This window comes from Arthrobacter sp. 754, assembly GCF_040548695.1.
Lineage (GTDB): Bacteria > Actinomycetota > Actinomycetes > Actinomycetales > Micrococcaceae > Arthrobacter.
Genome location: NZ_JBEPSC010000008.1, coordinates 131,124 through 156,357, shown reverse-complemented (window position 1 = coordinate 156,357; position 25,234 = coordinate 131,124). Strand labels below are relative to the sequence as shown.

Annotated in this window: 22 protein-coding genes; 7 read left to right on the top strand and 15 right to left on the bottom strand. The window is 66.5% G+C overall.

Annotation, left to right across the window (positions count from 1 at the left end):
• Positions 1-21: 21 nt before the first annotated feature.
• Positions 22-687 (bottom strand): anti-sigma factor family protein, encoded by a 666-nt coding sequence (locus tag ABIA70_RS20420; protein ID WP_354149409.1) that lies wholly within the window; start codon positions 685-687, stop codon positions 22-24.
• On the bottom strand, positions 684-1,184 hold the full coding sequence (locus ABIA70_RS20415) for a sigma-70 family RNA polymerase sigma factor (RefSeq protein WP_354149408.1): 501 nt from the start codon (positions 1,182-1,184) through the stop codon (positions 684-686). The genes ABIA70_RS20420 and ABIA70_RS20415 overlap by 4 nt, the downstream gene beginning before the upstream one ends.
• Before the next feature lie 157 nt (positions 1,185-1,341).
• Here ABIA70_RS20415 and ABIA70_RS20410 point away from each other — a divergent pair, with 157 nt between their 5' ends.
• The gene (locus ABIA70_RS20410; RefSeq protein WP_354149407.1) at positions 1,342-1,887 is read left to right on the top strand and encodes a COG4315 family predicted lipoprotein; all 546 of its coding nucleotides are present in this window, start codon (positions 1,342-1,344) and stop codon (positions 1,885-1,887) included.
• 55 nt (positions 1,888-1,942) lie between these two features.
• Here ABIA70_RS20410 and ABIA70_RS20405 read toward each other — a convergent pair whose 3' ends face one another.
• The 3 genes from ABIA70_RS20405 to ABIA70_RS20395 all read right to left on the bottom strand — a co-directional run bounded on the left by ABIA70_RS20405 (position 1,943) and on the right by ABIA70_RS20395 (position 4,256).
• Entirely contained in the window at positions 1,943-2,830 is an 888-nt protein-coding gene (locus ABIA70_RS20405) for a hypothetical protein (protein WP_354149406.1), read from the bottom strand.
• Positions 2,823-3,419: an RNA polymerase sigma factor gene (locus ABIA70_RS20400; protein ID WP_354149405.1), complete on the bottom strand. Its 597-nt coding sequence runs from the start codon at positions 3,417-3,419 to the stop codon at positions 2,823-2,825. Before ABIA70_RS20400 ends, ABIA70_RS20405 begins: the two co-directional genes overlap by 8 nt.
• Positions 3,420-3,557: 138 nt before the next feature.
• Positions 3,558-4,256 carry a protein tyrosine phosphatase gene (locus ABIA70_RS20395; RefSeq protein WP_354149404.1) on the bottom strand — a complete coding sequence of 233 codons (699 nt, stop codon included), beginning with the start codon at positions 4,254-4,256 and terminating at the stop codon, positions 3,558-3,560.
• A 150-nt stretch (positions 4,257-4,406) separates the two neighbouring features.
• On the opposite strand from ABIA70_RS20395, the gene ABIA70_RS20390 reads away from it, so the two are divergent.
• Positions 4,407-5,000: a DUF5655 domain-containing protein gene (locus ABIA70_RS20390; protein ID WP_354149403.1), complete on the top strand. Its 594-nt coding sequence runs from the start codon at positions 4,407-4,409 to the stop codon at positions 4,998-5,000.
• Positions 5,001-5,064: 64 nt separating this feature from the next.
• Here ABIA70_RS20390 and ABIA70_RS20385 read toward each other — a convergent pair whose 3' ends face one another.
• The gene (locus ABIA70_RS20385; protein ID WP_354149402.1) at positions 5,065-5,916 is read right to left on the bottom strand and encodes a DMP19 family protein; all 852 of its coding nucleotides are present in this window, start codon (positions 5,914-5,916) and stop codon (positions 5,065-5,067) included.
• A 242-nt stretch (positions 5,917-6,158) separates the two neighbouring features.
• Between ABIA70_RS20385 and ABIA70_RS20380 the strand changes: the two genes are divergently transcribed.
• From ABIA70_RS20380 to ABIA70_RS20370, 3 genes are all read left to right on the top strand, one after another.
• Positions 6,159-9,620 (top strand): DEAD/DEAH box helicase, encoded by a 3,462-nt coding sequence (locus ABIA70_RS20380; protein ID WP_354149401.1) that lies wholly within the window; start codon positions 6,159-6,161, stop codon positions 9,618-9,620.
• Between the two features lie 212 nt (positions 9,621-9,832).
• A complete protein-coding gene (locus ABIA70_RS20375; protein WP_354149400.1) occupies positions 9,833-11,296 on the top strand; it encodes an HNH endonuclease signature motif containing protein in 1,464 nt (487 codons plus the stop codon).
• Between the two features lie 123 nt (positions 11,297-11,419).
• A complete protein-coding gene (locus ABIA70_RS20370) occupies positions 11,420-12,421 on the top strand; it encodes a glycoside hydrolase family protein (protein WP_354149399.1) in 1,002 nt (333 codons plus the stop codon).
• A gap of 208 nt (positions 12,422-12,629) precedes the next feature.
• On the opposite strand, the gene ABIA70_RS20365 is transcribed toward ABIA70_RS20370, so the two are convergent.
• Positions 12,630-13,919, bottom strand: coding sequence for an ammonium transporter (locus ABIA70_RS20365; RefSeq protein ID WP_354149398.1), 1,290 nt, complete (start codon positions 13,917-13,919; stop codon positions 12,630-12,632).
• A gap of 317 nt (positions 13,920-14,236) precedes the next feature.
• On the bottom strand, positions 14,237-14,896 hold the full coding sequence (locus ABIA70_RS20360; protein ID WP_354149397.1) for a helix-turn-helix domain-containing protein: 660 nt from the start codon (positions 14,894-14,896) through the stop codon (positions 14,237-14,239).
• Between the two features lie 195 nt (positions 14,897-15,091).
• On the opposite strand from ABIA70_RS20360, the gene ABIA70_RS20355 reads away from it, so the two are divergent.
• Entirely contained in the window at positions 15,092-15,691 is a 600-nt protein-coding gene (locus ABIA70_RS20355) for a dihydrofolate reductase family protein (RefSeq protein ID WP_354149396.1), read from the top strand.
• 44 nt (positions 15,692-15,735) lie between these two features.
• On the opposite strand, the gene ABIA70_RS20350 is transcribed toward ABIA70_RS20355, so the two are convergent.
• The 6 genes from ABIA70_RS20350 to glnT form a co-directional block, all read right to left on the bottom strand.
• Positions 15,736-16,980 (bottom strand): allantoate amidohydrolase, encoded by a 1,245-nt coding sequence (locus ABIA70_RS20350; RefSeq protein ID WP_354149483.1) that lies wholly within the window; start codon positions 16,978-16,980, stop codon positions 15,736-15,738.
• A gap of 149 nt (positions 16,981-17,129) precedes the next feature.
• The gene (locus ABIA70_RS20345) at positions 17,130-18,275 is read right to left on the bottom strand and encodes an FAD-dependent oxidoreductase (RefSeq protein WP_354149395.1); all 1,146 of its coding nucleotides are present in this window, start codon (positions 18,273-18,275) and stop codon (positions 17,130-17,132) included.
• A 60-nt stretch (positions 18,276-18,335) separates the two neighbouring features.
• On the bottom strand, positions 18,336-19,709 hold the full coding sequence (locus tag ABIA70_RS20340) for an FMN-binding glutamate synthase family protein (RefSeq protein WP_354149394.1): 1,374 nt from the start codon (positions 19,707-19,709) through the stop codon (positions 18,336-18,338).
• Positions 19,710-19,717: 8 nt separating this feature from the next.
• Positions 19,718-20,497: a GltB/FmdC/FwdC-like GXGXG domain-containing protein gene (locus ABIA70_RS20335; RefSeq protein WP_354149393.1), complete on the bottom strand. Its 780-nt coding sequence runs from the start codon at positions 20,495-20,497 to the stop codon at positions 19,718-19,720.
• On the bottom strand, positions 20,485-21,393 hold the full coding sequence (locus ABIA70_RS20330; protein ID WP_354149392.1) for a class II glutamine amidotransferase domain-containing protein: 909 nt from the start codon (positions 21,391-21,393) through the stop codon (positions 20,485-20,487). The genes ABIA70_RS20335 and ABIA70_RS20330 overlap by 13 nt, the downstream gene beginning before the upstream one ends.
• Before the next feature lie 74 nt (positions 21,394-21,467).
• Positions 21,468-22,850 carry a type III glutamate--ammonia ligase gene (glnT, locus tag ABIA70_RS20325; protein WP_354149391.1) on the bottom strand — a complete coding sequence of 461 codons (1,383 nt, stop codon included), beginning with the start codon at positions 22,848-22,850 and terminating at the stop codon, positions 21,468-21,470.
• Positions 22,851-23,062: 212 nt separating this feature from the next.
• On the opposite strand from glnT, the gene map reads away from it, so the two are divergent.
• Positions 23,063-23,833, top strand: coding sequence for a type I methionyl aminopeptidase (gene map, locus ABIA70_RS20320; RefSeq protein ID WP_354149390.1), 771 nt, complete (start codon positions 23,063-23,065; stop codon positions 23,831-23,833).
• Here the strand turns inward: map and gdhA are convergent.
• Positions 23,830-25,167 carry an NADP-specific glutamate dehydrogenase gene (gene gdhA, locus ABIA70_RS20315; protein WP_354149389.1) on the bottom strand — a complete coding sequence of 446 codons (1,338 nt, stop codon included), beginning with the start codon at positions 25,165-25,167 and terminating at the stop codon, positions 23,830-23,832. The two genes, map and gdhA, sit on opposite strands and share 4 nt — an antisense overlap.
• Positions 25,168-25,234: the final 67 nt, after the last annotated feature.

Genomic DNA, 25,234 nt, shown 5'->3' with positions numbered 1-25,234 from the left:
CCAGGCCGTCTCGTTCCCGGCTCAGGGAACGGTGATCACGGCAACGGCCTTTTGCGCCTCGTCCCGGAGCTCCACGCTGGCTATGCTGGCGAGCTGGACAGGGGTGGCTCCGGTGACCCTGACCCGGCCGCTGGGCGTCGCGGTCCAGGCGCACGCGCGGTCCTCCCCGCCGTCGCGGTCCCGGACCCACAGCGAGTAGGTCCCGTCCAACGGCATACTGCTGCCGTTCACGGCCAGCTCCGTCCCCCACGTCTTCCGGGCCAGATCGACGCTGAAGCGCAGGCCGTTGTCGGCCTGGACCGAGTAGCTGGCGTCCGGCTGCGGCGCCCGGGTGAGCATCGGCCCTGCTGCCAGGCCCAAGGCGAGGCACGCGGCGGCGACGGCGCCCGCCAGCGCCGTCCACCGGCTTCGTACCTCACGACGGCGGGCAGCCAGTTCGCCGAGGGCCGCCAGCGGCACGGAACCGGCCGGTTCCAGTGCCGCGGCGGGGCGGCCGTTTCCGGTCAGGGCCACCGCGTCAGGCACCGGAAGGGCGTCCAGCAGGGCAGGCAGCCGCTCCAGTCCCGCCAGTTCCTCCTGGCACTCGGCACATTCCTGGAGGTGTTCCTCGAAGCGGCGCTGGTCAGCGGCGTCGAGCCCTCCGAGCACATAAGCACCCAGCAGCTGGTGCAGCTCGGCAGCGTTCACCGTTCCACCCCCATTTCGTCCAGAATCGTCCGTAACGCCCGGACCGCATAGTAGGCCCGTGACTTCACGGTTCCGCTGGGAATATTCAGCTGCAATGCAGCCTCGTTGACGGTGAAGCGGCGGTAGTGGAGGGCCACCAGGACGTCACGGTGTTCAGCGCTGAGCCGGAGCAGCGCTTCCTCCATCAGCACGCGGTTGAGCAGCTCATCCACGCGTTCGACGGCGTCCGCCGGGTCGGTGAGCTCCCATCCGAGCGCCTCTGCCGGGCGTCGCTGGGCCTTGCGGTAATTGTCGATCATGATGTTTCGGGCGGTCCTGAACAGGTAGCTTCGGAGGCTGCCGGTAATGTCGGGAGCCTGTTGCCAGACCCGGAGCACGGTCTCCTGGACCACGTCCTCGGCCAGTTGCGGGTCACGGGACGCGCTGAGGACAAAACGGCGCAGGGCGGGGCCGTGTTCGCGGTAGATTGCGGCCACCACGTCCTCGTCCAGCGGCATGCCCGCTCCTCCTGTCCCAGCGCAATTCCAGCGCATCCCTGCTTTACAAACGTCCACGCAGGGAAAACGGTTCACTGTGAACCATTGTTCTCCGGTGCGCGTCGTATCGGTTAGCGTCCGGCAATCCGACGCCGGGCACGAGCCAAGGAGCATTCACATGAAAAAGCATCTGGGCATCGGACTTGCCGCGCTGGCCCTTATGGCCGCGCTTTCCGGCTGCGGCGGCAGTCCCGGAACCACCACCACCGCGAGCCCGGCAGCGACGTCGGCCGCGCCTTCAGCCGGTATGTCCGCCTCGGCAGGGCCGGGGGCCGCCTCGTCGACCGCGGCAGCCGCCGTCGACCTTAAGACAGCTTCCTCCAGCGCCGGCAACATCGTGGTTGATGCCGCTGGGATGAGCGTCTACTACTTCACCAAGGACGTGAAGGATTCCGGCACCAGCGCCTGCACGGCGGCCTGCCTGGCCGCATGGCCGCCCCTCCTCACCACTCGGGCGACACCGACCGCCGAAGGCGTCACCGGCACCCTCGGCACGATTACGACGCCGGCCGGGGCAAAGCAGGTGACCCTGAACGGGCTGCCGCTGTACTACTTCGCGAAGGACACCAAGCCCGGCGACGTCCTGGGGCAGGGCGTGAATGACGTCTGGTACCTGGCGAGCCCGGCAGGGGAGATGATCCGGAAGGCCGCATCCGGGTACTGACCGCCGCTTGGGGTCTCGAAGGGCCGGGCCGATTGCAGGCCAGGTCTGGCGACGCCTACTGTCCGGAGGCCGGCGCCGAACCGGGAGGCTGGGTGATCGGGAGCGGAGGCAATGGCTGCGGCACCGGGAGGCCGGGCGCTGCCTCGTCGAGCGGCCCGCCGTTCGGCCCACTGTTTAGGGGCCCGCCGTTAAGGGGCGCGCCGTTAAGGGGTTCCCCGGCGCCTGGCACGCCGGCGACCGGTATTCCCGCCAGGTTGTCCGGAAGGGTGGCTCCCGGCGGCACAGCCCCCAGCGTTGACTGTGCGGGCGCGGCGGCCTGGCCGTCAGCGCCCGACGCCGGCGAAGTTGCTGGCTGTGCGCCCGGCGCGGACGGCTCGGGCGTGCCGGGAACCGGCACTGACGCAGCACCGCCGGGCTGGGTGGGATCGCTCGGCGGCGCCTGGCCTGTCTTGTCCGGTGAGGCTCCGCCTGCCCCGGCAACGAAGGACGTGACGGTATGGTTCAGTGCGCCGATCGCGTCGCGGATGCCCTGATCGGACGCCACGGCAACCGCGCCGCCGGCGGCCAGTGACACTGCCACCGAGAGGGTGGTCATGGTGATCCGGCGCTTGGCGCGACGTCGGGCGGCAAGCTCATCAACCGGGGCTTCGGCCGGCACAGCGGCGAGCGCTTCGGCAGGAGCGGGCGTGGCTGAAGTCCGGGCGACCGCCGCAACAGCAGCCACCCGCGGTGCGTTCGCCGCGGGGACCATCAGCGCAGCAACCGCGTCGGAGGGAACGGGCTGTCCCACCGAAAGGGAACGGAGCTCAACCAGGGCGGCGCGGAGGCCGCCGTCGTCGTCCAGTTCTGCTTCGAGCAGCAGCCGGTCAACGGCCGCGTCGTTTTCTGGGCCGCCGCTGCGGTGGCCTGCTGTGTTGCGCATGGAACCTGCGGTGTCACTCATGATGTGCCTGGTTTCTTCGTAGCGTCTGGTCCTTGAGATTTTGCAGCGCGCGGCGTTGCAGCTGCTTGATGGCGCCCTGGGACTTGCCCATGATGCCGGCCACCTGCTCGATGGACAGGTCCGCCACAACCCTCAGCGCCAGGACCTCACGGTGGTCGTCGGCGAGGCCTTCGAGGAGGGCGGTTGCGCCACCATTCTGTTCCAGCACCTGGTCTTCGGCGGAGGCGGTGCGGCGCGGGTCCTGCAGAGGATCGAAACTGGACGGCTCCGGGCGCCGTTCGAGGCGCCGGTAGTGATCCACCATCCGGGCGTGGGCGATGGAGAAGAGCAGCGACTTGGCGCCGGGAAGCCCGCCTGTCAGATCACCTATTTTGGGGAAAAACGCCAGAAACACGTCCTGGGTGACAGCCTCCGGATCGTCCACACCGCGCGCCCGGAGGTAGCCGAGGACCGCCCCGGCAAAGGTGCGGTAGACAGCGCTGAACAGCACGGCCGGGTCAGTTTCGGCTGTGCTTTCGAATATTTGGGTGTCTTCGAATATCGCGATGTCTGCGTCGGCCAAGGTGTCAGTCACCGGCGGCTCCTCCATCCCGGGCAGCGGAATCGCTCTTCCCGGTATCTGGCGCGGCGTGCTCCGCTGCTGTGGGTCTGCTCTGGCTTGCCATATGGACTGCGGCATCCGGCCCTCAGGAGGCGGATGCCGCAGTCCACACTAGCTGAGCGGGTCTTAGCGGGCCGAAACGGCGGGTGCGTCAACGGCTGGGACGTCCACCACGTTGCCGGGCACGGCCGGGACAGCGGGGACGGCAGGCACAGCCGGCACGCCCTCAACACCGGGGACGGCGGGAACTGCCGGAACAGCAGGCACGGTGGGGGCGTCGGCTTCGACAGTGGCGGCGCCATTGGCAGCGGCACCTGCGTCAACCGCGGCGTTGGCCTGGGAGACAACGTCGGCGCAGAAGCTCTCAACGTTGGCTGCGCCGTCGGCCGTTACAACCAGCGAGGCGAACCCCTCTGAGGAAGTGTTGAGTCCACCATTGGCGAAAGCTGTGCAGAGGCCCAGGGATGCGGCACCGGCAGCGTCGGCCGTGGTCTTCGCAGCGGCGGAGACGCTGGCTCCTGCCGCAACCTTTCCGTCCGAAGCGTCGGCCGCGGCGGCAACATCGGCCGTCGTGTCTGCGGTCGCGTCCGCATCTGCATCTGCGGAGGCGTCGCCGGCTGCTTCAGCCGCAGCGTCCGCGGCTGCGGCGGCTTCGCCGGACAGCTTCGGGGCGGGGGCGCCGAGAAGTTCGTGGGCGGACTGCTGTGCGGCGTCCGGGAGAGCGCCGGAAACAGCTGCGACGCCGGTACCACCGACGGCCAGGGCACCTGCGGCGAATACTCCGGCGGCGACTTTGCTGGTGGCGAGAACGGTGAACAGGGGCATGGGAAACTCCAAAATCTAGAAGACAAGTCAGATCCGGCTCCGTGGAACCAATCACCTCCTACATCGCCGGCCGCACCGGGAAAGTTACGGGGCCGCGGAAACTTTTTTGGGCCGCCCGCCGCTGTCAGGGCTGCCCACTACCATCGAGGCATGGCTACAACCCCCGATCAGCAGAAAACCGCCCGGACCTGGCAGGGCATGGTGGACAGCAACCAGGCCTTGCTCGAGCGGAAGACCGGACACGGCGTCGGGTACTGGGCTGAGCGTGCCCGCTCCGCTGGCCTGAAGAATGACGCCGAGCTCCGCGGGTGGATGCGCACCGAACATGGCATCACGGGCTATGCCCAGTACGCGGTGTCGTGGGAGCTGTTCGGATACCCGGATTTCATGCTTCGGGATGCGGACGAACTCATCGACGGACAGTACGCCAACCACCCCGGACTGAGGCCGATCGCCGATGCCCTCCTGGCGTGGGCAGCGGCCACCGACGGCGTGGAGATCCAGATGCGGAAGGGCTACGTCTCGCTCCTGGGGCCCCGCCGCAAGTTCGCCCAGGTAACCCGCACCACCAACACCGCCGTTGACGTGGCGCTGCGCCTCGACGCAGCCGCCGAGGGACGCCTCGAAGCCTTGAAGACCCGCACTGAGAACCCCTTCACCCGCCGGGTGCGGCTCACCTCCGTGGACCAGGTGGACGGGGAGCTGTTGGACATCCTGGCGAAGGCCCTGGACCAGAACTCTTAGAACGCGTACGACGACGGGCGGTCACCTCCGCTTGAAAGGTGACCGCCCGCCGCCGGTTGGGTTGCTACGCGTCGGCCATCTCGTCGTCGTCGGCTTCCTCAAATTCAACCGCTGCGACGATTTCCTGCGTCTGCGGGTTGATCATGAACGCCTCATCGTCCTCTTCGACCATGATGAAATCGCCGTGATCCGTGGCGAAGTGCCAGCCCAGGGTCTTCTCCCCGTTGTGGACGTAGTTCGGATCGCCCATAGTGATCTTCTGGAGCTCGTAGCCGGCAACATCGCACAGCTCGCGGATGATGATTTCGAAGTCCGGGGCATCCTCCAGCGCTTCGGCGTCGGCCCTGGCCTTGCGCTCCTCAAGGTCGGGGATCAGCGCAACCTGGCGCTCGATGTAGGCCGCGAGCTCATCCTCCTCAAGGACCAGCAGGCCCTCCTGGCGCAGGAGCCAGGAAGCGTTGAGGGCCGTGATGTTCTCGGTTTCGAACAGCTCCTCGAATTCGCCGTCCAGTTCCTCCATGGTGCGCACGCCATCGGTGGGTTCCTCCTCGGTGTCCAGGTCGCCGTCGAGGTAGCGCTCCTCGTCCTCCTGGGACAGTGCGTCAAACGCCTCAACGGTCCGGTTGAAGAGCTCAAGATGCGCCGTCGCACCCATGCCTTCCAGGCCTTCGCGGATGAGGGGATCCACTTCTTCCCGGTCTGCGGTGAAAACGTACTGGGCGAAGCCGCCCTCCAGGGACTGGGTCACGTAGAAGTCCACGTAGTAGCTGCCGAGGGCCGCAGGGGCGATTTCGGCGGCGTCAAGCAGTTCCGCGTACATGGCATTCACCACGTGAACGTTCGCATCAACAACTTCCTCGTTGCCGGCTTCGACGTTGGCGGTGGTCAGGACGACCGGGTGCTGGCTCGTGGTCATGGGTGTTCCTCACTGCTGTTAGCTTCGGTGATGCTCAGGACACTTTCACGCTACGTGGGCAGGAACAGCGGGATGTTGAGGCTGAAGTGAACGTCAGGAGAAGATTTCGGGGCAGGTTGTCCACATGGCCTCGGCCCAGCAAAAGGGCCGCGCGGTGCGGTTCCTCCGGGCGAACTAAGATGGAGCAGATAACCATCGATCGGACACTGGTCCTCCGCGGCCAGCTGAAAGTAGCGCGCACCATGCCATCCCAACCGGACGAGAGTGCGGCACTGGCAATACAGACCCCCGCCATCAACGACCGTTCCCTCGCGGCCGGACTGGCCTATGCCATGGGAAGCCGCGTTTCCGGGATCTCGTTCGACGCCGCCACCGGCCTCATGCTCGGCAAGGTCCGGGGAGGCTCGGACGTGCCGTATTCCACCACGGCCAAGCTGGTCCGGAAGGCAGGCGGCTGGAGCTGCCCGGTCGGTGTCTGCAGCTGCCCTGTCCGCAAGGACTGCAAGCATGTGGCCGCCTTGCTTTTCGCCGCCGAGGACAACCCCGCCATCCGCGTGCAGCTGCTTACCCCGGCGGACGTTTCCCGGCTGTCACGGCAGCCCGCCACGCTTGAACTCGCCGACTGGGAGCAGGCACTGAGCCCGCTGATCTCCCAGCCCGGCATCACGCCCTCAAGCAACGGCATCCCGCTGGCACTCCAGTTCGACGTCGAAGAACCGGCGCCGCACTTCTCCTACACAGGGCGCCGCGATCCCCTGCGGAGCGTCCGCCAGCTCAAGGCCCGCCCGGTCATCATGGGATCTAAGGGCAAATGGATCCGCGGCGACGTCTCATGGAACACCCTGAGCTACCTGAATTTCCGCCGCGAATGCAACCAAATGCATGTGGAGTGGATGCAGGAATTCCTGGCCGCACACACCGCCGCCGCGAACCGCCTGCACAACTCGTCCGCCCTCTGGCTCGGCATGAACACCTTCGCCGGAAAGAACCTGTGGAGCCTGCTGGCCGACGCCAAAAAGATCGGCCTGAGCCTGGTCCACAGCCGCGGCACCGAGCCGGTACGGCTCGCGGAGTCCCCTGCCGCCGTCGGCCTTAACCTCAGCCGGTTCGGCACCCCGGTCAGCCCGGATGCGGCCGCCGGTACGGCTGCGGCGGGCACTGCAACCGCGGCCGACGACGGCGGGCTGGCGCTGGCACCCACCGTCACCGTTGACGGGGTTGAGGTCGATCCGGCCTCCGTGGGCACCATCGGGCGCCCCGCCCACGGCATTTTCCTCACGTCCGGCGGGGACGCGCTGCCCGGCGTCGACGCAGACCACGTGATCACCCTTGCGCCGCTGGAAAACGGGCTCAGCGAGGAACTGCTGGCGTTCGTGACGGCCGGCAGCACCCTGCAGATCCCGGCCAAGGACGAGACGCGGTTCCTGACAGGCTTCTACCCCAAGCTCAAGCAGGCCGCCCGGATCACGGCCAAGGACGAGTCGGTTGAACTGCCCACGCTGGCGGTCCCCACGCTTTCACTCTTGGCCAATTACGGCGCCGACCACAAGCTGCGGCTGCATTGGGAGTGGCACTACAAGACCGGAAAACTGGTGACCGCCCAGCCCCTGTGGCGCCACCCCGGCGACCACGGCTACCGTGACGACCCCGCCGAAGCCCGCATCCTGGAGGGCATCGGCCAGCCGTGGAACGTGGTTCCGGCCCTCGGCGAATCGGCTACCGGCGGCTGGGGCACACCCCGCCTGGCTGCCTCCGTGGAACTGAGCGGCCTGGACACGCTTGCCTTCACCGAGGACGTGCTGCCCCTGCTCCGCCAGGCACGCGACGTGGATGTGGACACGGCCGGTGAAATCGCCGACTACCGCGAGGCCGAGGAAGCCCCGGTCATCTCGGTCTCCACCAAGGCCACCGAGCAGCGCGACTGGTTCGATCTCGGCATCCAGATCTCGCTGGAGGGCCAGCCTGTCTCGTTTGCGGCTGTGTTCTCCGCCCTTGCCGCGGGCCAGACAAAGATGCTGCTGCCCAGCGGCGCCTATTTCTCCCTGGACCTCCCCGAACTCCACCAGCTGCGCGCCCTGATTGAGGAGGCGCGCTCCCTGCAGGACAACAAGGATGCCCCGCTGCAGATCAGCCGGTTCCAGGCTGGCCTTTGGGACGAGCTGGCGAACCTGGGTATCGTGGACCAGCAGGCCGCCGCCTGGCGCGAGGCAGTTGGCGGGCTGCTTGAGGGCGGGATCAACGGGCTGCCGCTGCCTGCCTCGCTCAATGCGGAACTGCGGCCGTACCAGCTCGAGGGCTTCAACTGGCTCAGCTTCCTCTACCGTCACAGCCTGGGCGGGGTGCTCGCTGACGACATGGGCCTGGGCAAGACCGTCCAGGCCCTCGCCCTCATGTGTGCGGCGAAGGAGCTGGGTGGCGTCTCCGGCGCTCCAGGAGACACGGCGGCCGCAGCGCCCGACGGCGGCACGCCCTTTTTGGTGGTTGCCCCCACCAGCGTGGTGGGCAACTGGGCGGCTGAAGCGGCACGGTTCGCCCCGGGCCTGACGGTGCGGACCGTCGGTGAAACCTTTGCCAAGAACGGCCAGGATGCGGCCGTTGAGCTGGCCGGCGCGGACATTGTCATCACCTCTTACGCGTTGTTCCGGATCGACTACGATTCCTACGCCTCCAAGACGTGGGCGGGCCTGGTCCTCGACGAGGCGCAGTTCGTCAAGAACCACCAGTCCAAGGCGTACCAATGCGCCCGGAAGCTACCCGCTGCCTTCAAGCTGGCCATCACCGGCACGCCGCTGGAGAACAACCTGATGGAGTTCTGGGCGCTGACCTCCATCGTGGCGCCGGGCCTGTTCGCCAGCCCCAAACGGTTCGCCGAGTACTACCAGAAGCCAGTTGAAAAGAACGGTGACAAGGGGCAGCTGGACAAGCTCCGCCGTCGGGTCCGGCCACTGATGATGCGCCGCACCAAGGACCAGGTCATCCGCGACCTGCCGCCCAAGCAGGAGCAGATCCTGGAGGTGGTGCTCAACCCGCGCCACCAGAAGGTCTACCAGACGCACCTGCAGCGCGAACGTCAAAAGATCCTGGGCCTGATCGAGGACGTGAACAAGAACCGGTTCACGATTTTCCAGTCGCTGACCCTGCTGCGGCAGCTCAGCCTCGACGCATCCTTGGTGGATCCGTCGCTGTCCGGGGTCCGGTCTTCGAAGCTGGATGTGCTGTTCGAGCAGTTGGAGGATCTCGTTGCCGAGGGCCACCGCGCTCTGATTTTCAGCCAGTTCACCGGCTTCCTCGGCAAGGTCCGGGAACGGCTTGTGGAGGAGAAGATCGAGTTCTGCTACCTCGACGGCGGCACCCGCAACCGTACCGACGTCGTCAACGAATTCAAGAACGGCTCCGCTCCGGTCTTCCTGATCTCACTGAAGGCCGGCGGGTTCGGCCTGAACCTGACCGAGGCCGACTACGTGTTCCTGCTGGACCCTTGGTGGAACCCGGCTTCCGAGGCGCAGGCTGTGGACCGGACACACCGGATCGGCCAGGCCCGGAACGTGATGGTCTACAGGTTGGTGGCCAAGGACACGATTGAGGAAAAGGTCATGGCGCTGAAGGCCCGGAAGTCGCAGCTGTTCGCTGACGTCATGGAGGGCGATGCCCTCTCCGGCGGTTCCATCACGGCCGAGGACCTGGCAGGGCTTTTCAAGGACTGAGCAGGCAATGCACGGAGCCGCGCTGGCAAGCGGAACCGAACTGGCCCGGGGCCAGCTGATGACTGCCTGTTCTGAGGGTCTGGCCTGGTAATGGCCGCATCTGGCTGGCTCCCGAGCGGGCCGTCAAAGCCACTGTCCGCTGTGGTTGCCAGTTATCCACATGGGCCTGATGCCTCGCGGTTTTCGGCACTGCCCCGCGGGATGCTTGATGTATGGGAAACAGGGTGGCGGTTGAGGCGGCGGAGGCTGTTTGTGCCTCCGCTGCGGCGCTGCTCGCTGCGGCTAAGGGCGGCACGGAGTCCGCTGGGGTTGATGAATTGGCTGGCTCAGGTGTTGATGATCCGTTGCGCCGGGAAGCTGATGGCTGGTTGGACACGCTGGCCCTGACCGCCAGGCTCAATGCGCAGGTCGCCGCTGTGGCGGTCCACGCGGCAGCCGGGTATGCCGGCACGGCCCAGGCGTTGGCGTCCCCCGATACCTCTGATCGGGCGCAGGAGATGGCCGTCGTGGCCGAGGTCGCGTGTGTGCTGACCGTCAGCGAGCGGACCGCCGGGGCCCTTCTGGCTGAATCCCAGGCCCTGACCACCGCGTTGCCGCTGACCCTCTCCGCTCTGACGGCCGGTTCCCTCTCCTGGCAGCACGCCCGGGTCATGGTGGACGAGACCACCAACCTGGAGGCTTCTGCTGCTCAGGCTCTGGAGGCGCACTTCCTGGACCCCGAGGCGCAGAACCCCAACCGGGGCTGCCCGGCCGGGGAACTCGTCGCCTCCAGGTTCCGGCACAAGGCCCGGATCTGGCGCGAACGGCACCACCCGGTCAGCATCGAAAAACGCCACACCAGGTCCGTCGCGGACCGGCGGCTGGAATACCGGCCGGACCGGGACGGCATGGCCTGGCTCTCGGCGTACCTGCCAGCGGACCAGGCCGCCGGGATCTGGAACCGCACCACCGCCGACGCCCGCGCCTTACAGGGCCCGGACGAGGACCGCACCATGACCCAGATGCGTGCCGACATCGCCGCGACCCTGCTCCTCTGTGGGGACGCGGAGGGAACTGCCGCGGGGCGGGTGCCTTCACCCCGGGCGCAGGTCCTGGTCACCGTGCCCATCATGTCCCTGCTCGGCGCCACGGATGAATCGGCGATGCTGGACGGGTTCGGGCCGATCCCTGTCACCATGGCACGCAGGCTCATCGCGGACGGCGCCACCTCCTTCCACCGCGTCCTCATCGACCCCAGGGACGGTGCACCGCTGGAGATCGGACGGACCAGCTACCCCGTCACCAAAGCCCAACGCCAATGGCTGCGCCTCCGCGACGGGAAATGCCCGTTCCCCGGCTGCCACAACCAATCCCTGGACAACGAAGCAGACCACCTCCTCGCCTGGGCACACGGCGGCACCACCGGCATCACCAACCTCGCCCAGCCCTGCCCCAAACACCACAAGCTCCGGCACACCGGCGGCTGGACACCCGGCCGCGCCACCCAACACGAACCACCAGGCTGGATCTCACCCACCGGCAGACGCTACGCCAGCGAACAACCCGACTGGGAACCACCACAACTACCGGAATACTGGTCAGGAATCCCGCCTGAAGTAGCAACCTTCGTTGATAAAGATCGGCTCGAAGACCCGATTGCTGATGATCGCCTGCCCGTGGATCACAGTCCTGTCTGACGACGTGGAGCGGTTCGAGCCGCCGGTTCTGTGCTGGCGTCCAGCCCCACCCGGCTGTAGAGCTGCGAGAAACCGATTTCTCCCTTATGCTGTAGCGAAATCAGCCTTTCATTGGAGACTTCCGTGCGCCACCAAATGAACGCCGAGGCATCTGTACTGACCCCTCTCAGCCCTGAGGCCTTCGCGACGCCATACCGGGATCCAGTCTGGGACGGCCCCACAGATCCCGTCCTGGTGCCCGACCACCTGACCGGAGAGTGGGTCCTCTTCTACACCCAGCGCCGGGCCACGCAACCGGGCCTGACCGGAGTGGAATGGGTGCACGGAACGGCAATCGGAGTGGCCCGTTCGTCGGACGGCGGACTCAATTGGGCGTACCAAGGCACCGTTGACGGACTGGTCCCGCCAGGAACGGAGCTTCCCGCTACCCTGTGGGCGCCCGACGTCGTGCGTGTAGGTGACCAATGGATCATGTACCTGACGGTGCTCGGCGGGATGCGGACTGACTGGACCGGGGATGCTTCCATCGTCCTGCTCGCCAGCCGGGACCTGATCACCTGGAAGCACCTCGGCGCCGTCGAACTGGACTCTCCGCGCGTCATCGATGCGGCTGTAGCCCCCTGCGGCGACGGCCGGTACCGGCTCTGGTACAAGGACGAGGCCCGCGAATCCAATACCTACAGCGCAGTCAGCGATTCGCCTGCCGACCCGTCGTCGTGGGTTATGGAAGGGCTCGTCATTCCCGGGCGACCGCACGAAGGCCCCAAAGTCTTCCAGCTGGAGGGCTCTTACTGGATGATCGTGGACGAGTGGCGGGGTCAGGCTGTCTACCGCTCAGACGATGCAGCAGGCGGCTGGGTCCGGCAGGAACACCGGGACGGGCTCATCCTCACGTCTCCCGAAACAGCCGACGGCGGTCCGGTGGCGGCCCGGCACGCGGACGTTGTCCCGCTGGAAAACTCAGATGCCGGCAAAGAGCGGGCACTCATCGTCTATTTCACGCATCCGTTCTGGAACGGAGAGGACATCGAAGCAATGACTGCGGACCCGAAGACCCATCTCAGCCACGTTAGGGCCGCGGTATTGGAGGTTCACGAGGGCAACCTGGTCTGCGTCGGCACCTGATGCCCGCACCTGACGCCCGCCCCTGGACCCCCTGCCCCCCACCACGGCAAAAGGGCCGAACCTCGGAACTATAAGCCAGCTGCTGCTGACACCGGTCCGTGGTTCGGCCCTCTGCCTGACTCGTGCCTCTGGGAGAACGGCTGCCTACCCGGATTTGTGGGGTTACTTACAAAGGACTTCCTGGCGACACCCTGTGCGGAGCTGGATATCAGGCCCGCTGCGGGGAACCAAGCTCCACAGGGTCTTCGTCCGTCAGGTAGGCGAACTCGGAGTGGGCGGCAATATCAATGCCGCGCATCTCGTCCTCCGGCTTGATGCGCAGGCCGATGATGCGGTCCAGGATTTTCGCCAGAATCCACGTGACGCCAAACGAGTAGACGAGCACAGTGACCGTGGCAAGCGCCTGGACACCCAGCAGTTCAACACCGCCGCCGTAGAACAGGCCGCTCACACCGTTCGGAGCGGCGTCCGTCGCGAACAGGCCGATCAGCAGGGTGCCAAGGATGCCGCCCACCAGGTGGACGCCGACGACGTCGAGTGAGTCGTCGTAGCCGAGACGGAACTTGAGTTCGATGGCCAGCGAGCAAACAGCACCAGCGATAGCGCCGATAGCCAGCGCTCCGAGGGGGCTGACCGCGCCACAAGCGGGAGTGATCGCAACCAGGGCGGAGATCAGGCCGGACGCTGCGCCCATGCTGGTCGCCGCGCCGTGGCGGACGCGCTCAACAAGGGCCCAGGCGAGAAGGCCTGCGGAGGCTGCCACTGCGGTGTTGAGGAAAACCACCGACGCCGACTGGCCTGCGGAGAGTGCGGAACCGGCGTTGAAGCCGAACCAGCCCACCCAGAGAAGCCCTGCGCCGACGAGCACGAGAGGCCGGCTGTGGGGCTTGGTGTGTTCCATCTTGGGCCAGCCGGAGCTCCTGCCCAGGACAAGTGCCAGAGCCAGTGCCGCGGCGCCCGCGTTCATGTGGACCGCGGTGCCACCGGCGAAGTCAATGGCTTTGATGCCGCTGGCGATCCAGCCGCCGGTAACGCTGCCGTCGGCCGAAGAGAAGGCGAACACCCAGTGCGCGATCGGGAAGTAGACGATCGTTGCCCAGATTCCAGCAAAGAGCATCCAGGCGCCGAACTTCATACGCCCGGCTGCCGCTCCCGCAACCAGGGCGGTGGTGACGCAGGCGAAGAACAGCTGGAAGGCTGCGAAGAGGATGACAGGGATGGATGCTGCTTCGTCTGCGGCGAGCAGCTGCCCCATTCCGGGGAACTCGGTGATGTCACCGATCAGCCCGAGGCCGCCCACTGAATTTCCGAAAGCCATCGAGTAGCCGAAGAGCGCCCACAGAACGGCCACCAGGCTGGCGCCGCCGAAGCACATCATCATCATGTTGAGAATGCGGCGCGACCCCACCATGCCCCCGTAAAACAGGGCCAGGGCGGGGATCATCATACAAACCAGCGCCGAGCTGGCCAGAATCCAAGCGACATTTCCCGAATCCATGGGAAACCCCTTTCGTGATGCGAAGAGAGAACGGAAATTGCCCGTCAGAGCCGCTCCGGAGGAGGGACGCGGAGTCAGTACCACGTTCATCGGAGGGCAGCTATTGCCGTCTGCTTCAATCTTGGTGGGCGCAGTACTGCGGTGGGTTTCCGGCTCGTTAAATCAACGTTTCAGTCCTTGGCAAGCGAGTTTCACACGTCACTCAGAGACATTGCGGTTGTCCGCCAAAGCCGGTTGAGGTGCGGTATCGCAGGTGAAATCCAGAGCTACCTGGCGGTGCAGATCAATTGGCTGGGCGGATCACTTGGCGGGGCGGATCACTTGGCGGAAACGGCAAGGAACCGGATAGGCAGGTCCAGAAGCTCCAGCGGACCGTGGGGGCCTTCGCCGTCGAGCAGCAGCGAGTCCCCTGGCTCCATCGCGTATTCGTAGGCACCGTGCCCGTAGATCATTTTCCCCGTGAGCATGTAGATGAACTCGGTGCCCGGGTGCTGGAACAGCGGAAAGACGTCCGAGGCGTCGGTGAGGGTGACCAATGTCGGTTCAAGCGCATCAGTGCGGCCCTTAAGCGTGCCCAGGACCCGGTACTCGTGACCGTGCTGCGTCCCGCTCCGCACGGTCAGGCTGCCTTGGCCGCTTTTCGTGAAGGTTGCATCACGGTCAGTGTCGGCGCCGCGGAACAGGGCGGTGACCGGAATCTTCAGGCCGTCGGCCAGACGCTGCAGGGTGGTCAGTGAGCACGATGTGGTGGCGGTTTCGATCCGGGAGATCATGGCTTTGGACAATCCGGTCCGGGCCGCCAGTTCCGCCGAGGACAAGCCTCCGGCCGTGCGGTAGTGCCGGACCTGGGCGGCGATGACCTGTTCCAGTTTTCCGGAGACTTCCAATTTCCCCGCGATACCGGCACCGGTAAGGCCGTCCTCCGCGTTGGCTGCGGATTCGGCCGCTGGAACATCTTCCCGGGCGTGATTGGTCATAGGAGCCATCATAGGTCGCGCCGGACCAGCCATAACGTGTGAGGCAGGGTTTACCGGATGTGGGAAAAACGCCAGGCCCACGCCAAACGCACGCCAGCTGCAGCGCCGGCTGGGCACCCCTAGCAGTCAAGGACCGTAGCCAAAGCCCCAGGCATGTGCCAGAGTTTTTAGTGGGCGGCAGCGGAAGGAAATGCGATGCGGACCGTGACTTATGGTGCGGCGTGCAGCCTCGACGGGTTCATTGCCGGCAGCGACGGCGCCGTCGACTGGATGCAATTCAGCCCGGACGTGGAACAGTACATGAGCGAGTACTGGTCCACTGTGGATGCCGTCCTCATGGGCCGCAAGACGTGGGAGTTCGCGGCCGCCCAGGGCATGGGCGGTGAACCCGGTTCTGAACCAAGCTCTGAACCAAGCTCCGAGCCAGGCTCAGGACCTGAATCCGGCAGCCTCGAGGGCAGCGGAATTCCACCGGTTGCCACCTACCTGTTCTCGCGCACACTTTCCGAGGCACCGCCCGGCACCGAACTCGTCTCCTCCGATGCGGTCGATTTCGTCAACACACTCAAGCGGCAGCCCGGCAAGGGTATTTGCCTGATGGGCGGTGGCGAGCTCGCGGGCTCGCTGTTTGAGGCCGGCGCCATCGACCAGGTAAGCCTGAACGTGCATCCCGTTTTGTTGGGCTCGGGCGTTCCCTTCTTCCGCGATCTCAAGGGCCGTATTGGACTGGAACTGACAGAGTCGCGCCGGCTCGACGGCGGCTGCGTGCTGATGGTTTACCGGGTGAGGAACTGAAGCGCGTTCCCTAACGCGAGCGCAGCAGGACAGCAACCGCGCCGCTAACCGATACTCCGCGCCTCGCCCAACAGTCCCGCCAGCGAGTCCGCGAGCGCGACTGCGCCGGCCTCGGCGTCCCAATCCTCCACCAGCTCGTCCGGCGAGTGGGAGATGCCTGTGGGGTTGCGGATGAACAGCATGGCGGTGGGGATCTGCGAACTCAGCACACCGGCGTCGTGCCCTGCTCCCGTGTCGAGGACGGGCGCGTCCGGCAGCAGTTCGCGGAGCCGGTCCCGGAGCGGAGCGTCGAAGTTCACGGTGGGGCTGAGGGATTCCATGGTGAGGTTGGCGGTGCAGCCTTCCTCGGCCGCCATTACCTGGGCATTCAGCGCGATGGACTCCACCAGCGCGGCCGTCACGGAGTCGTCGGGGTGCCTGACGTCGATCCACAGGTCCACGCGGGAAGCGATGACATTTGTTCCCCCGGGCACGGGCTGGAGCCGGCCCACGGTGGCCCGCGCGTCACGGTACTTCCTGGCGGTGTCCCGGATGCCCACCATCACCTTTGCGGCAGCGATCATGGGGTCCTTCCGGTCCTTCATCAGGGTGGTGCCGGCGTGGTTGCCCTCGCCGGTGACGGTCAGCTTCCAGCGTCCGTGGCCAAGGATCGATGAGCCAATGGCAACCGGCTGGTTCAGGTCGATCAGGCCCCTCCCCTGCTCGACGTGCAGCTCCACGAACATGCCCAGCTGCGCCAGCGCCTGGTAGTCAGCACCGATCAGCCGTGGATCCTGGCCGTTCGCGGCGGCAACGTCCGCATAGGTGTTGCCGTCCGGGTCCTTGAGCCGCCGGGCCTTGTTCGGATCCAGTTCGCCGGTCAGCAGGCGCGACCCCAGGCAGGCCACGCCAAAGCGGGACCCTTCCTCTTCCGGGAAGACGGCAATCGCCAGCGGGCGCCGCGGACGCAGCCCCCGGGCTTTGAGGAGGTCGACGGCGACCAGTGCCGAGGCGACCCCCAGCGGACCGTCGTACTCACCGCCGCCCGGCACGGAATCGAGGTGGCTGCCTGTGACCACGGCGTCCTGCCTTGCGCCGGCAGAGATGTCCCACCAGGCCCAGATGATGCCGTTGTGGTCGGTCTGGACGTCCAGCCCGCGGCGCGCGGCCTGTTCAACAAACCAGCTCCGCAGCTCCGTCTCGGCGCTGGAGAACACCGGACGGGAGTAGCCGCCCCGTGCGGTGTCGCGGCCGACGTCGGCAATGTCCCTGAGCAGGCCGCTCACCGTTGCGGCGGCCGGCTCAGCCACTGTTGGCGAGGCGGGGGACGCGTGCGGTGCAGCCTCCGGGGTCTGGCGGAAAGCGGAAGAGGTGGAGGCAGTCACGGGGGTCCGTTTCTCGAATGAGTGCAGGGGCGAGATGAGTGCAGGGGCAGGATGAGTACTGGGGAAGCGCGCAGTCAGCGGTTGCTGACCGCCGTCGTCGCCGTCCGGAAACGGAGCGCTACGTTGGCTGCCCCGCTGGCCAGATCCGCTGCCCACTGGCCGATCAGCGGGGCGAACTTCGCACCGTGGCCGGAGCAGGGTGAGAGGATGGTCAGGCCGTCCACCCGGTCGATGATGAAGTCCTCGGTAGGTGTGTTGGTGAAGAGGCAGGTGGTCTCGGCGTACGGCTCGGGGTCCAGTCCGGGCAGGAGGCGGGTGACGTAGTCCACCACGCGGCTGCGGTTGGCGGGGTCCACTTCGCGGGTCTGTTCGGCGGCGCTGGGGATGAACCTGCCGCCGTTGTATTCGGCCACTTTCTGGCCGGCGAAGCCGGCGTCGCGGCCGCCCGGGAGACCGTAGACCTGGATGTCTTCGCGCTTGTTGATGAACGTGGGCCATTTGGCGGCGCTGTCAGGATCCCGGTAACGGAAGTGGAACGCCTGCTCCTGCCGGACCGTAATCTGGGGCAGCCCGGCGAGGAAGCCCGCCGGCAGCCCCAGCTTCCCCAGCAGCCCCGGAAGCCAGCCACCGGCGCTGATCACCACGTGACCCGCGTCGAACGTTTCACCCGTGGTGGAGGACAGGCGGTAGCCGGCGGCCGTCCTGTCGAGCGACCGCAAGGACCAGCCTGTCAGAAGGCGGGCACCGTGCTTCACGGCCTGGTCCACCATGGCGTTGACTGCCGTTTCGGCGTCGATGACTCCGGCACCGGGGTGCCAGAGGACCTCGGTGTCGAACGCGAGGCCCGGCCAGCGGTCGCGGGCAGCGTCGGCGTCGAGCAGTTCGTGCTCGATGCCTTCGTCAGCCAGCACCGACGCCAGCAGCCGCGGATGGCGCTCCGAACCGAAGTCCACCGCTCCGGACGGGGTGATCAGGGGCGTTCCGGCGACCTCGGCCAGCCCGTCCCACAGACCCTTCGACTCCGCCACCGCGTGCGTGTAGAAGTGGTCCGCATAGGCGTAGCGGAAGATCCGCGCGGAGCCGTGCGAACTGGCATCGTGGCTGGCCGGAACGTTGCGTTCCAGGATGGTCACCTGGTGCCCGCGGGCGGCCAGCTGCCAGGCGGTGGCGGCACCGGCCAGGCCGGCGCCCACCACCACATAGTCTGAAGAATCTGTCATCACGGGCTCCCTTATAAGGACGGGTAGAGGTGCTGCTTGGCGCGTGCTGCTTGGCGCCTGCTACTTGGCGCCCGGGATCCAGCTGGTGCCGGCCAGCGGGACGCGTGCCATGGCCGACGCTTCGATGGTCAGGGCCACCAGGTCCTCGGGTTCGAGGTTGTGCAGGTGTGACTTCCCGCAGGCCCGGGCTATGGTCTGCGCTTCCATCGTAAGAACCCTCAGGTAGTTGGCCAAGCGGCGGCCGGCGGCTACCGGGTCCAGCCGGGAGGCGAGCTCCGGGTCCTGGGTGGTGATGCCCGCGGGGTCGCGGCCGTCCTGGAAGTCGTCGTAGAAGCCGGCGGCGGAACCGAGGGCTGCGTATTCTGCGGCGTAGCGGGGATCGTTGTCGCCGAGCGCAATCAGGGCCGCGGTGCCGATGGCCACCGCGTCCGCACCCAGGGCCATGGCCTTGGCGACGTCGGCGCCGGTGCGGATGCCGCCGGAGACAATGAGCTGGACCTTGCGGTGGACGCCGAGTTCCTGCAGTGCCTGAACGGCCTGCGGGATGGCTGCGAGGGTGGGGATGCCGACGTTTTCGATGAACACCTGCTGTGTGGCGGCGGTGCCGCCCTGCATACCGTCCACCACCACAACGTCCGCACCGGACTTCACGGCGAGCGCTGTGTCGTAGTACGGCCGGGAGGCGCCGATCTTGACGTAGATGGGGGTCTTCCAGTCGGTGATTTCGCGCAGTTCGCCGATCTTGATTTCGAGGTCGTCCGGGCCTGTCCAGTCCGGGTGCCGGCTGGCCGAGCGCTGGTCGATGCCCACAGGCAGGGTGCGCATTCCGGCCACACGTTCGGTGATCTTCTGGCCCAGCAGCATGCCGCCGCCGCCGGGTTTGGCGCCCTGGCCCAGCACGATCTCGATGGCGTCGGCCTTGCGCAGGTCATCCGGGTTCATGCCGTAACGGGACGGGAGGTACTGGTACACCAGGTGCTTGGACTGGCCGCGCTCCTCAGGGGTCATGCCGCCGTCGCCCGTGGTGGTGGAGGTCCCCACCTCGGTGGCGCCGCGGCCCAGCGCCTCCTTGGCGTTGGCCGAGAGGGCGCCGAAGCTCATGCCGGCGATGGTCACCGGGGTCTGCAGGTGAAGCGGGCGGGTGGCGTGCCGGTCGCCGAGGACGACGTCGGTATCGCACTTTTCGCGGTAGCCCTCCAGCGGGTAGCGGGACATTGAGGCGCCGAGGAAAAGCAGGTCGTCAAAGTGCGGGACCTTGCGCTTGGCGCCCCAGCCGCGGATGTCGTAAACGCCGGTGGCGGCGGCGCGCTGGATGTCGGCGATGGTTGCACGGTCGAACGTGGAAGACTCGCGGAGGCCCAGTTCCGCGACATTCTGGGTGGGGAACGCGGTGTCCTGCGCGGGAGCGGCTTGGGGAATGGAGGTGATGGTCATGGTGGCTCCTAGTACGACGTCGAGTTGTGGACGCTGAAGTGGTAGAGGTTCCGGGCTGAGCCGTAGCGCTTGAAGTCGGCCGGGTTGTCGCTGCGGCCGGCGGCGGCGAGCAGCCCGGCGAGTTCGGCCAGGTGCTCTTCCTTCAGGGGCTTTTCGATGCAGTCGGCGCCGAGGGAGGCCACGGTGCCTTTGACGTAGATCCGGGCCTCGTAGATGGAGTCGCCCAAGGCTTCGCCGGCGTCGCCGCAGACCACCAGGCGGCCGGCCTGGGCCATAAATGCGGACATGTGGCCGATGTTGCCGCCCACCACAATGTCCACGCCCTTCATGGAGATGCCGCAGCGGGCGCTGGCGTTGCCGTCGATGACCACCAGGCCGCCGTGGCCGGTGGCCGCTGCGGACTGGGAGGCATCGCCCTTGACGTGGACGCGGCCGGACATGATGTTCTCGGCCAGCCCGACGCCGGCATTGCCGTTGATGGTCACGTCGCCTTTTTGGTGCATCCCGGCTGCGTAGTAGCCGGCGTGGCCTTCCACGGTCACCGAGACGTCAGCGTTGATTCCCACCGCGAGGCTGTGCTTGCCCTCGGGGTTGGTGACGGTCCAGGACTGTCCGTCAACCGCGTTGTGGAGGGCCTGGTTGAACGCGCGGACCGGGCTGCCGGCCAGGTCAACAACGAAGGTTTCCTGCGTTGATTCAGTGCTTGGGGTGGCGCTGGTTTCGGGGCTGCTTGTTTCGGGGCTGCTTGTTTCGGGGGCGCTGGTTTCGGGGGCTGTCAGAGTGACCATGTGTAGACCTTTCCGGGTTCCGGTTCAAAGATGCGGGCGTTTTCGATACCGGGCAGGGCGGCCAGGGCACGGTATTCGGAGGCCATCGCCACGTAGTCGTCCGTTTCGGCGATGATGGCCGGTTTGCAGGCGATGGGGTCCCGGACCACGGCCATGCTGTCCGCGGTGGTCACCACCAGGGTGTAGAAACCGTCGAGGACCTTGCCCAGGTTGACCAGGGCTTCCTCGAGGGTGTCGCCCTGCTGCAGGCGGGAGGCCACGTAGCGGGCACCCACCTCGGTGTCGTTTTCGGAGTCGAACACCACGCCTTCGCGTTTGAGGTCGCGCCGGACCGTGGCGTGGTTGGAGAAGGAGCCGTTGTGGACCAGGCAAAGGTCGTCGGCAACGGAGAAGGGGTGCGAGCCGCGAGCCGTCACGGCGGATTCGGTGGCCATCCGGGTGTGCGAGAGGCCCTGGCTTCCGGCCATCGCTTCGAGCCCGTGCTCGGCGGCGATCTCCATGGGGTGCCCGACGCTCTTCATTACAGCCACGTGCTCGCCGCGGCCAATGATGGTGGCGCCGGGAAGGGTTTCGCTGACCGCCTTCACCAGGAGATCAGTTCCGACGGCGGCGCTCACCAGGGTCGTATCGCCCACCACCCGGACCAGCGGAGCTGCCTCGGAAGGCAGCATGCCGGCTACTGCGAGCTGGATCTCTGCGAGAGGCAGACCCTGGTCCTTGCCCAGCAGGCTGAGGGTGGAGGTTCCTTCGGAGACCAGGCCCGGGGTGTCGTACACAGCCATGCCGGCTGAATCCGGGCCGCGGTCCACGATCTGGCACATCATCGAGGACAGCAGGCTGCCCATCTGGGGGTGCAGCAGGGGGTTGCGCAGCTGCAGCGCGGCGATTCCGCACATGGTTGGGGTTCCTTTGCTTGGTGGAGCTGGCTTGATGGGGGTTCTTGTTGGAGCCGGGTCAGATGGACGCTGCGTTAGATGGAGGTGAGGTACGTGCGGATTTCCCAGTCGCTGACCTGGTTGTGCCAGCTGAGGAATTCCTCTTCCTTGGCGTCCGCGTAGTACCTGCCGATCTCCGCGTCGCCGCTGAGGCTGGCGAGGATCACCGGGTCGCGGCGCAGCGCCTCTACGGCATGCAGCAGGGTGGCCGGCAGGAGGTGGGCATCAGGCTTGGACTCGCCGGGGCCGGAGGGCGTTCCCGGATCCACGGCCCGTTCAACACCGTCCAGGCCTGCTTCGATGGCGGTGGCGATGGCCAGGTAGGGGTTGGCCGAGCCGTCCCCTGAGCGGAGCTCGATCCGCTTGTTGTCCGGGACGCGGATCATGTGGGTCCGGTCGTTTCCGCCGAACGACGCTTTCCGAGGCGACCACGTGGCACCGGAGGAGCTGGTGGTGGCGCCCGAACGCTTGTAGGAATTCACGGTGGGCGCCAAGAAGGCCTGCAGGGCAGGCGCGTGCTCCAAGATGCCGCCGATGAACGAATAGGCGAGCTCCGAGAGCCCAAGGCCGCGGCCGGCGTCGTCCGTTCCACCGGCATCACCGGGGAACAGCGGCTCGGCACCCGACCACAGGGATAAGTGGAAGTGCAGGCCGGTACCCGTCCGGTCGGTGAACGGCTTGGGCATGAACGTGGCGGTCATGCCGCGCTGTTCGGCGACGATGTTCAGGATGTAGCGGAGGCTGACCACGCGGTCCGCGGTGGTGAGCGCGTCGGCGTAGTTGAAGTTCTGTTCGAACTGGCCGGCGGCGTCCTCGTGGTCGTTGGCGTAGTTGCCCCAGCCCAGGGAGTTCATCGCCTCCGAGATGGAGGTGAGGTGGTCGTACATCCGGGTAACGCCGCGGGCGTCGTAGCAGGGGCGGGGCGAATCATCGCGGGCATCGGCGGTGCTCAGCGTCCCGTCGTCGTTCCTGTTCACCAGGAAGTACTCCACCTCGGCGCCGATCTTGGCCTGCATACCCTTCCCGGCCAGTCGCGCGAGGGTGTTCTTCAAGATCACCCGAGGGGCATAGGGCCAGGGCTTGCCGTCAACGTGCGGATCGCAGTGGATGATCGCCAGGCCCTCCTTGATGAAGGGCACGGGGGTGAAGGAGGCCAGGTCCGGTACCGCGATCAGGTCCGAGTCCTGCGGCTTCTGCCCGATCAGTCCGGCGGCGTAGCCGGCGAACCCCATGGCCCCGGCCTCGAGTTCGTCGGCGGCCTCAACGGGAACCAGCTTGGCGCAGGGCTTGCCGGTCATGTCCACAAAGGTGGCCAGAAGGAAGCGGACGTCGTGGGCCTGGGCGATGTCCTTCAGCGAAATTCGGTCAGCTGGAGTTACAGATGGTGCGGATACAGCAGGGGTTGCGACACTTGTCATCGAAACATTCCTGTCCGGTTGGTGTTAGCTACTAGTAAACCTTGTTGCATCAGAGTAGCCAAAACGTCATTACGGGCGTCGTGCAGGAATGTTAAATGCTTGTTACGGCCCGGGCGCAGCCTAGACGCTGGATGGTTTCGGCCCACTGCATCGAGGGAAGGCCCACCATAATATGGCCGGTATAGATATTGGCCGCATGAGAGAGGCGCCGCATGATCGAGATCCTGAACTCCACGGAACTGGACCGGGCCAGGGAAACAGGCGCCCTGGTCGCTGACATTCTGCAGACGCTGAAGGGCCGCACCACTGTAGGGACGAACCTCCTGGACATCGACAGGTGGGCCCAGGCCATGATCGTCAAGGCTGGAGCGGATTCCTGCTACGTCGACTACGCGCCATCCTTCGGACGCGGACCTTTCGGCCACTACATCTGCACCGCCGTCAACGACGCCGTCCTCCACGGATTGCCGCACGACTATGCGCTTGCCGACGGCGACCTGCTGACTCTCGACCTCGCTGTCTCTAAGCGGGGAATCGCCGCAGACTCCGCCATCAGTTTCATCGTGGGCGGATCAAAGCCCCCGGAGAGCGTCGCCATGATCCACGCGACCGAACGCGCCCTCGTTGCAGGGATAGCCGCCGCCCGTCCCGGGGCCCGGATCGGCGACATTTCCCACGCCATCGGCGCCGTCCTCAGCGAAGCGGGGTATCCCATCAACACCGAGTTCGGCGGTCATGGCATCGGATCAACCATGCACCAGGACCCGCACGTTCCGAATACCGGACGGCCGGGCCGTGGATTCAAACTGCGCCCCGGGCTGCTGCTGGCACTGGAGCCATGGGTCATGGTGGACACCGCCCAGCTCGTCACCGATGCGGACGGGTGGACGCTCCGGAGCGCGACCGGATGCCGGACGGCCCACAGCGAGCACACCATCGCGATCACCAGCGACGGCGCCGAAATCCTCACCCTGCCGCGCTAGATCAGGCCCTGGGCGAGCATCGCGTCGGCTACCTTGACGAAGCCGCCGATGTTGGCGCCGAGCACGTAGTTGCCGGGCTCCCCGTATTCATCGGCAGTGGCGGCGCAGCGGTGGTGGATCCCCACCATGATCTCCGTGAGGCGCTGTTCGGTGTGCTCGAAGGACCAGGAGTCGCGGCTGGCGTTCTGCTGCATCTCCAGCGCCGACGTGGCCACGCCGCCCGCGTTGGCTGCCTTGCCCGGGCCGAACAGCACGCCGGCGTCCTGGAACACTGAGACCGCGTCACGGGTGGATGGCATGTTGGCGCCCTCACCGACGGCAAGCAGGCCGTTGCGGACCAGCCTCGCGGCAGCATCGCCGTCGAGCTCGTTCTGCGTGGCGCACGGCAAAGCCACGGTGGCGTTGACGTCCCACACGGAGCCGGCCTCCACGTAGGCAACGCCGGAACGGCGCAGGGAATAGTCCTTAAGGCGTCCGCGCTCGGTTTCCTTCACCTGCCGGAGGAGTTCGACGTCGATTCCCGCCTCGTCCACGATGTAGCCGGACGAATCGGAACAGGCCACCACCATGGCGCCGAGCGACTGGGCCTTGGCGATGGCGTTGATGGCGACGTTGCCGGAACCTGAGACCACCACACGCTGGCCGTCGAAGGACGTTCCCCGGGTCTTGAGCATCTCTTCGGTGAAGATGACGGTGCCGAAGCCGGTGGCCTCGGGCCGGACCAGCGAGCCGCCCCAAGAGATGCCTTTGCCGGTCAGGACCCCGGATTCGTACCGGTTGGTGATGCGCTTGTACTGGCCGAAGAGGTAGCCGATCTCGCGTCCGCCCACACCGATGTCGCCGGCAGGCACATCCGTGTACTCACCGATGTGGCGGTACAGCTCGGTCATGAACGACTGGCAGAACCGCATCACTTCGGCATCGCTGCGGCCGCGGGGGTCAAAGTCCGAGCCGCCCTTGCCGCCGCCGATGGGCATGCCGGTCAGCGCGTTCTTGAAAATCTGCTCGAAACCAAGGAACTTCACAATCCCCAGGTAGACGGACGGGTGGAAGCGCAGGCCGCCCTTGTACGGGCCGAGGGCTGAGTTGAATTCAACCCGGAAGCCCCGGTTGATCCGCACGCGGCCGGAGTCGTCGGTCCACGGCACGCGGAAGATGATCTGCCGTTCGGGCTCGCACAGCCGCTCCAGGATGGCCGCTTCGAGGAACTCCGGGTGCCTGTCATGGACGGGTCCAAGGCTCTCGAAAACCTCTGTCACCGCTTGGTGGAATTCAGCCTCGCCGGGGTTCCGCGCCAACACGGTATTCCGGATGGTTTCCAGCCGCGAGTCCACACTGTCTCCTCAAATTCATTGAATGTTCAACATCCGATGTTATCAACGATTGTTGCTCCCGGACTTC

What these genes read in the sequence shown, in the direction of transcription:
- ABIA70_RS20415 (WP_354149408.1), bottom strand. Translation starts at nt 1,184, where the DNA reads ATGCCGCTGGACGAGGACGTGGTGGCCGCAATCTACCGCGAACACGGC.
- ABIA70_RS20410 (WP_354149407.1), top strand. Translation starts at nt 1,342, where the DNA reads ATGAAAAAGCATCTGGGCATCGGACTTGCCGCGCTGGCCCTTATGGCC.
- ABIA70_RS20405 (WP_354149406.1), bottom strand. Translation starts at nt 2,830, where the DNA reads ATGAGTGACACCGCAGGTTCCATGCGCAACACAGCAGGCCACCGCAGC.
- ABIA70_RS20400 (WP_354149405.1), bottom strand. Translation starts at nt 3,419, where the DNA reads ATGGAGGAGCCGCCGGTGACTGACACCTTGGCCGACGCAGACATCGCG.
- ABIA70_RS20395 (WP_354149404.1), bottom strand. Translation starts at nt 4,256, where the DNA reads ATGCCCCTGTTCACCGTTCTCGCCACCAGCAAAGTCGCCGCCGGAGTA.
- ABIA70_RS20390 (WP_354149403.1), top strand. Translation starts at nt 4,407, where the DNA reads ATGGCTACAACCCCCGATCAGCAGAAAACCGCCCGGACCTGGCAGGGC.
- ABIA70_RS20385 (WP_354149402.1), bottom strand. Translation starts at nt 5,916, where the DNA reads ATGACCACGAGCCAGCACCCGGTCGTCCTGACCACCGCCAACGTCGAA.
- ABIA70_RS20380 (WP_354149401.1), top strand. Translation starts at nt 6,159, where the DNA reads ATGCCATCCCAACCGGACGAGAGTGCGGCACTGGCAATACAGACCCCC.
- ABIA70_RS20375 (WP_354149400.1), top strand. Translation starts at nt 9,833, where the DNA reads ATGGGAAACAGGGTGGCGGTTGAGGCGGCGGAGGCTGTTTGTGCCTCC.
- ABIA70_RS20365 (WP_354149398.1), bottom strand. Translation starts at nt 13,919, where the DNA reads ATGGATTCGGGAAATGTCGCTTGGATTCTGGCCAGCTCGGCGCTGGTT.
- ABIA70_RS20360 (WP_354149397.1), bottom strand. Translation starts at nt 14,896, where the DNA reads ATGACCAATCACGCCCGGGAAGATGTTCCAGCGGCCGAATCCGCAGCC.
- ABIA70_RS20355 (WP_354149396.1), top strand. Translation starts at nt 15,092, where the DNA reads ATGCGGACCGTGACTTATGGTGCGGCGTGCAGCCTCGACGGGTTCATT.
- ABIA70_RS20345 (WP_354149395.1), bottom strand. Translation starts at nt 18,275, where the DNA reads ATGACAGATTCTTCAGACTATGTGGTGGTGGGCGCCGGCCTGGCCGGT.
- ABIA70_RS20340 (WP_354149394.1), bottom strand. Translation starts at nt 19,709, where the DNA reads ATGACCATCACCTCCATTCCCCAAGCCGCTCCCGCGCAGGACACCGCG.
- ABIA70_RS20335 (WP_354149393.1), bottom strand. Translation starts at nt 20,497, where the DNA reads ATGGTCACTCTGACAGCCCCCGAAACCAGCGCCCCCGAAACAAGCAGC.
- ABIA70_RS20330 (WP_354149392.1), bottom strand. Translation starts at nt 21,393, where the DNA reads ATGTGCGGAATCGCCGCGCTGCAGCTGCGCAACCCCCTGCTGCACCCC.
- glnT (WP_354149391.1), bottom strand. Translation starts at nt 22,850, where the DNA reads ATGACAAGTGTCGCAACCCCTGCTGTATCCGCACCATCTGTAACTCCA.
- map (WP_354149390.1), top strand. Translation starts at nt 23,063, where the DNA reads ATGATCGAGATCCTGAACTCCACGGAACTGGACCGGGCCAGGGAAACA.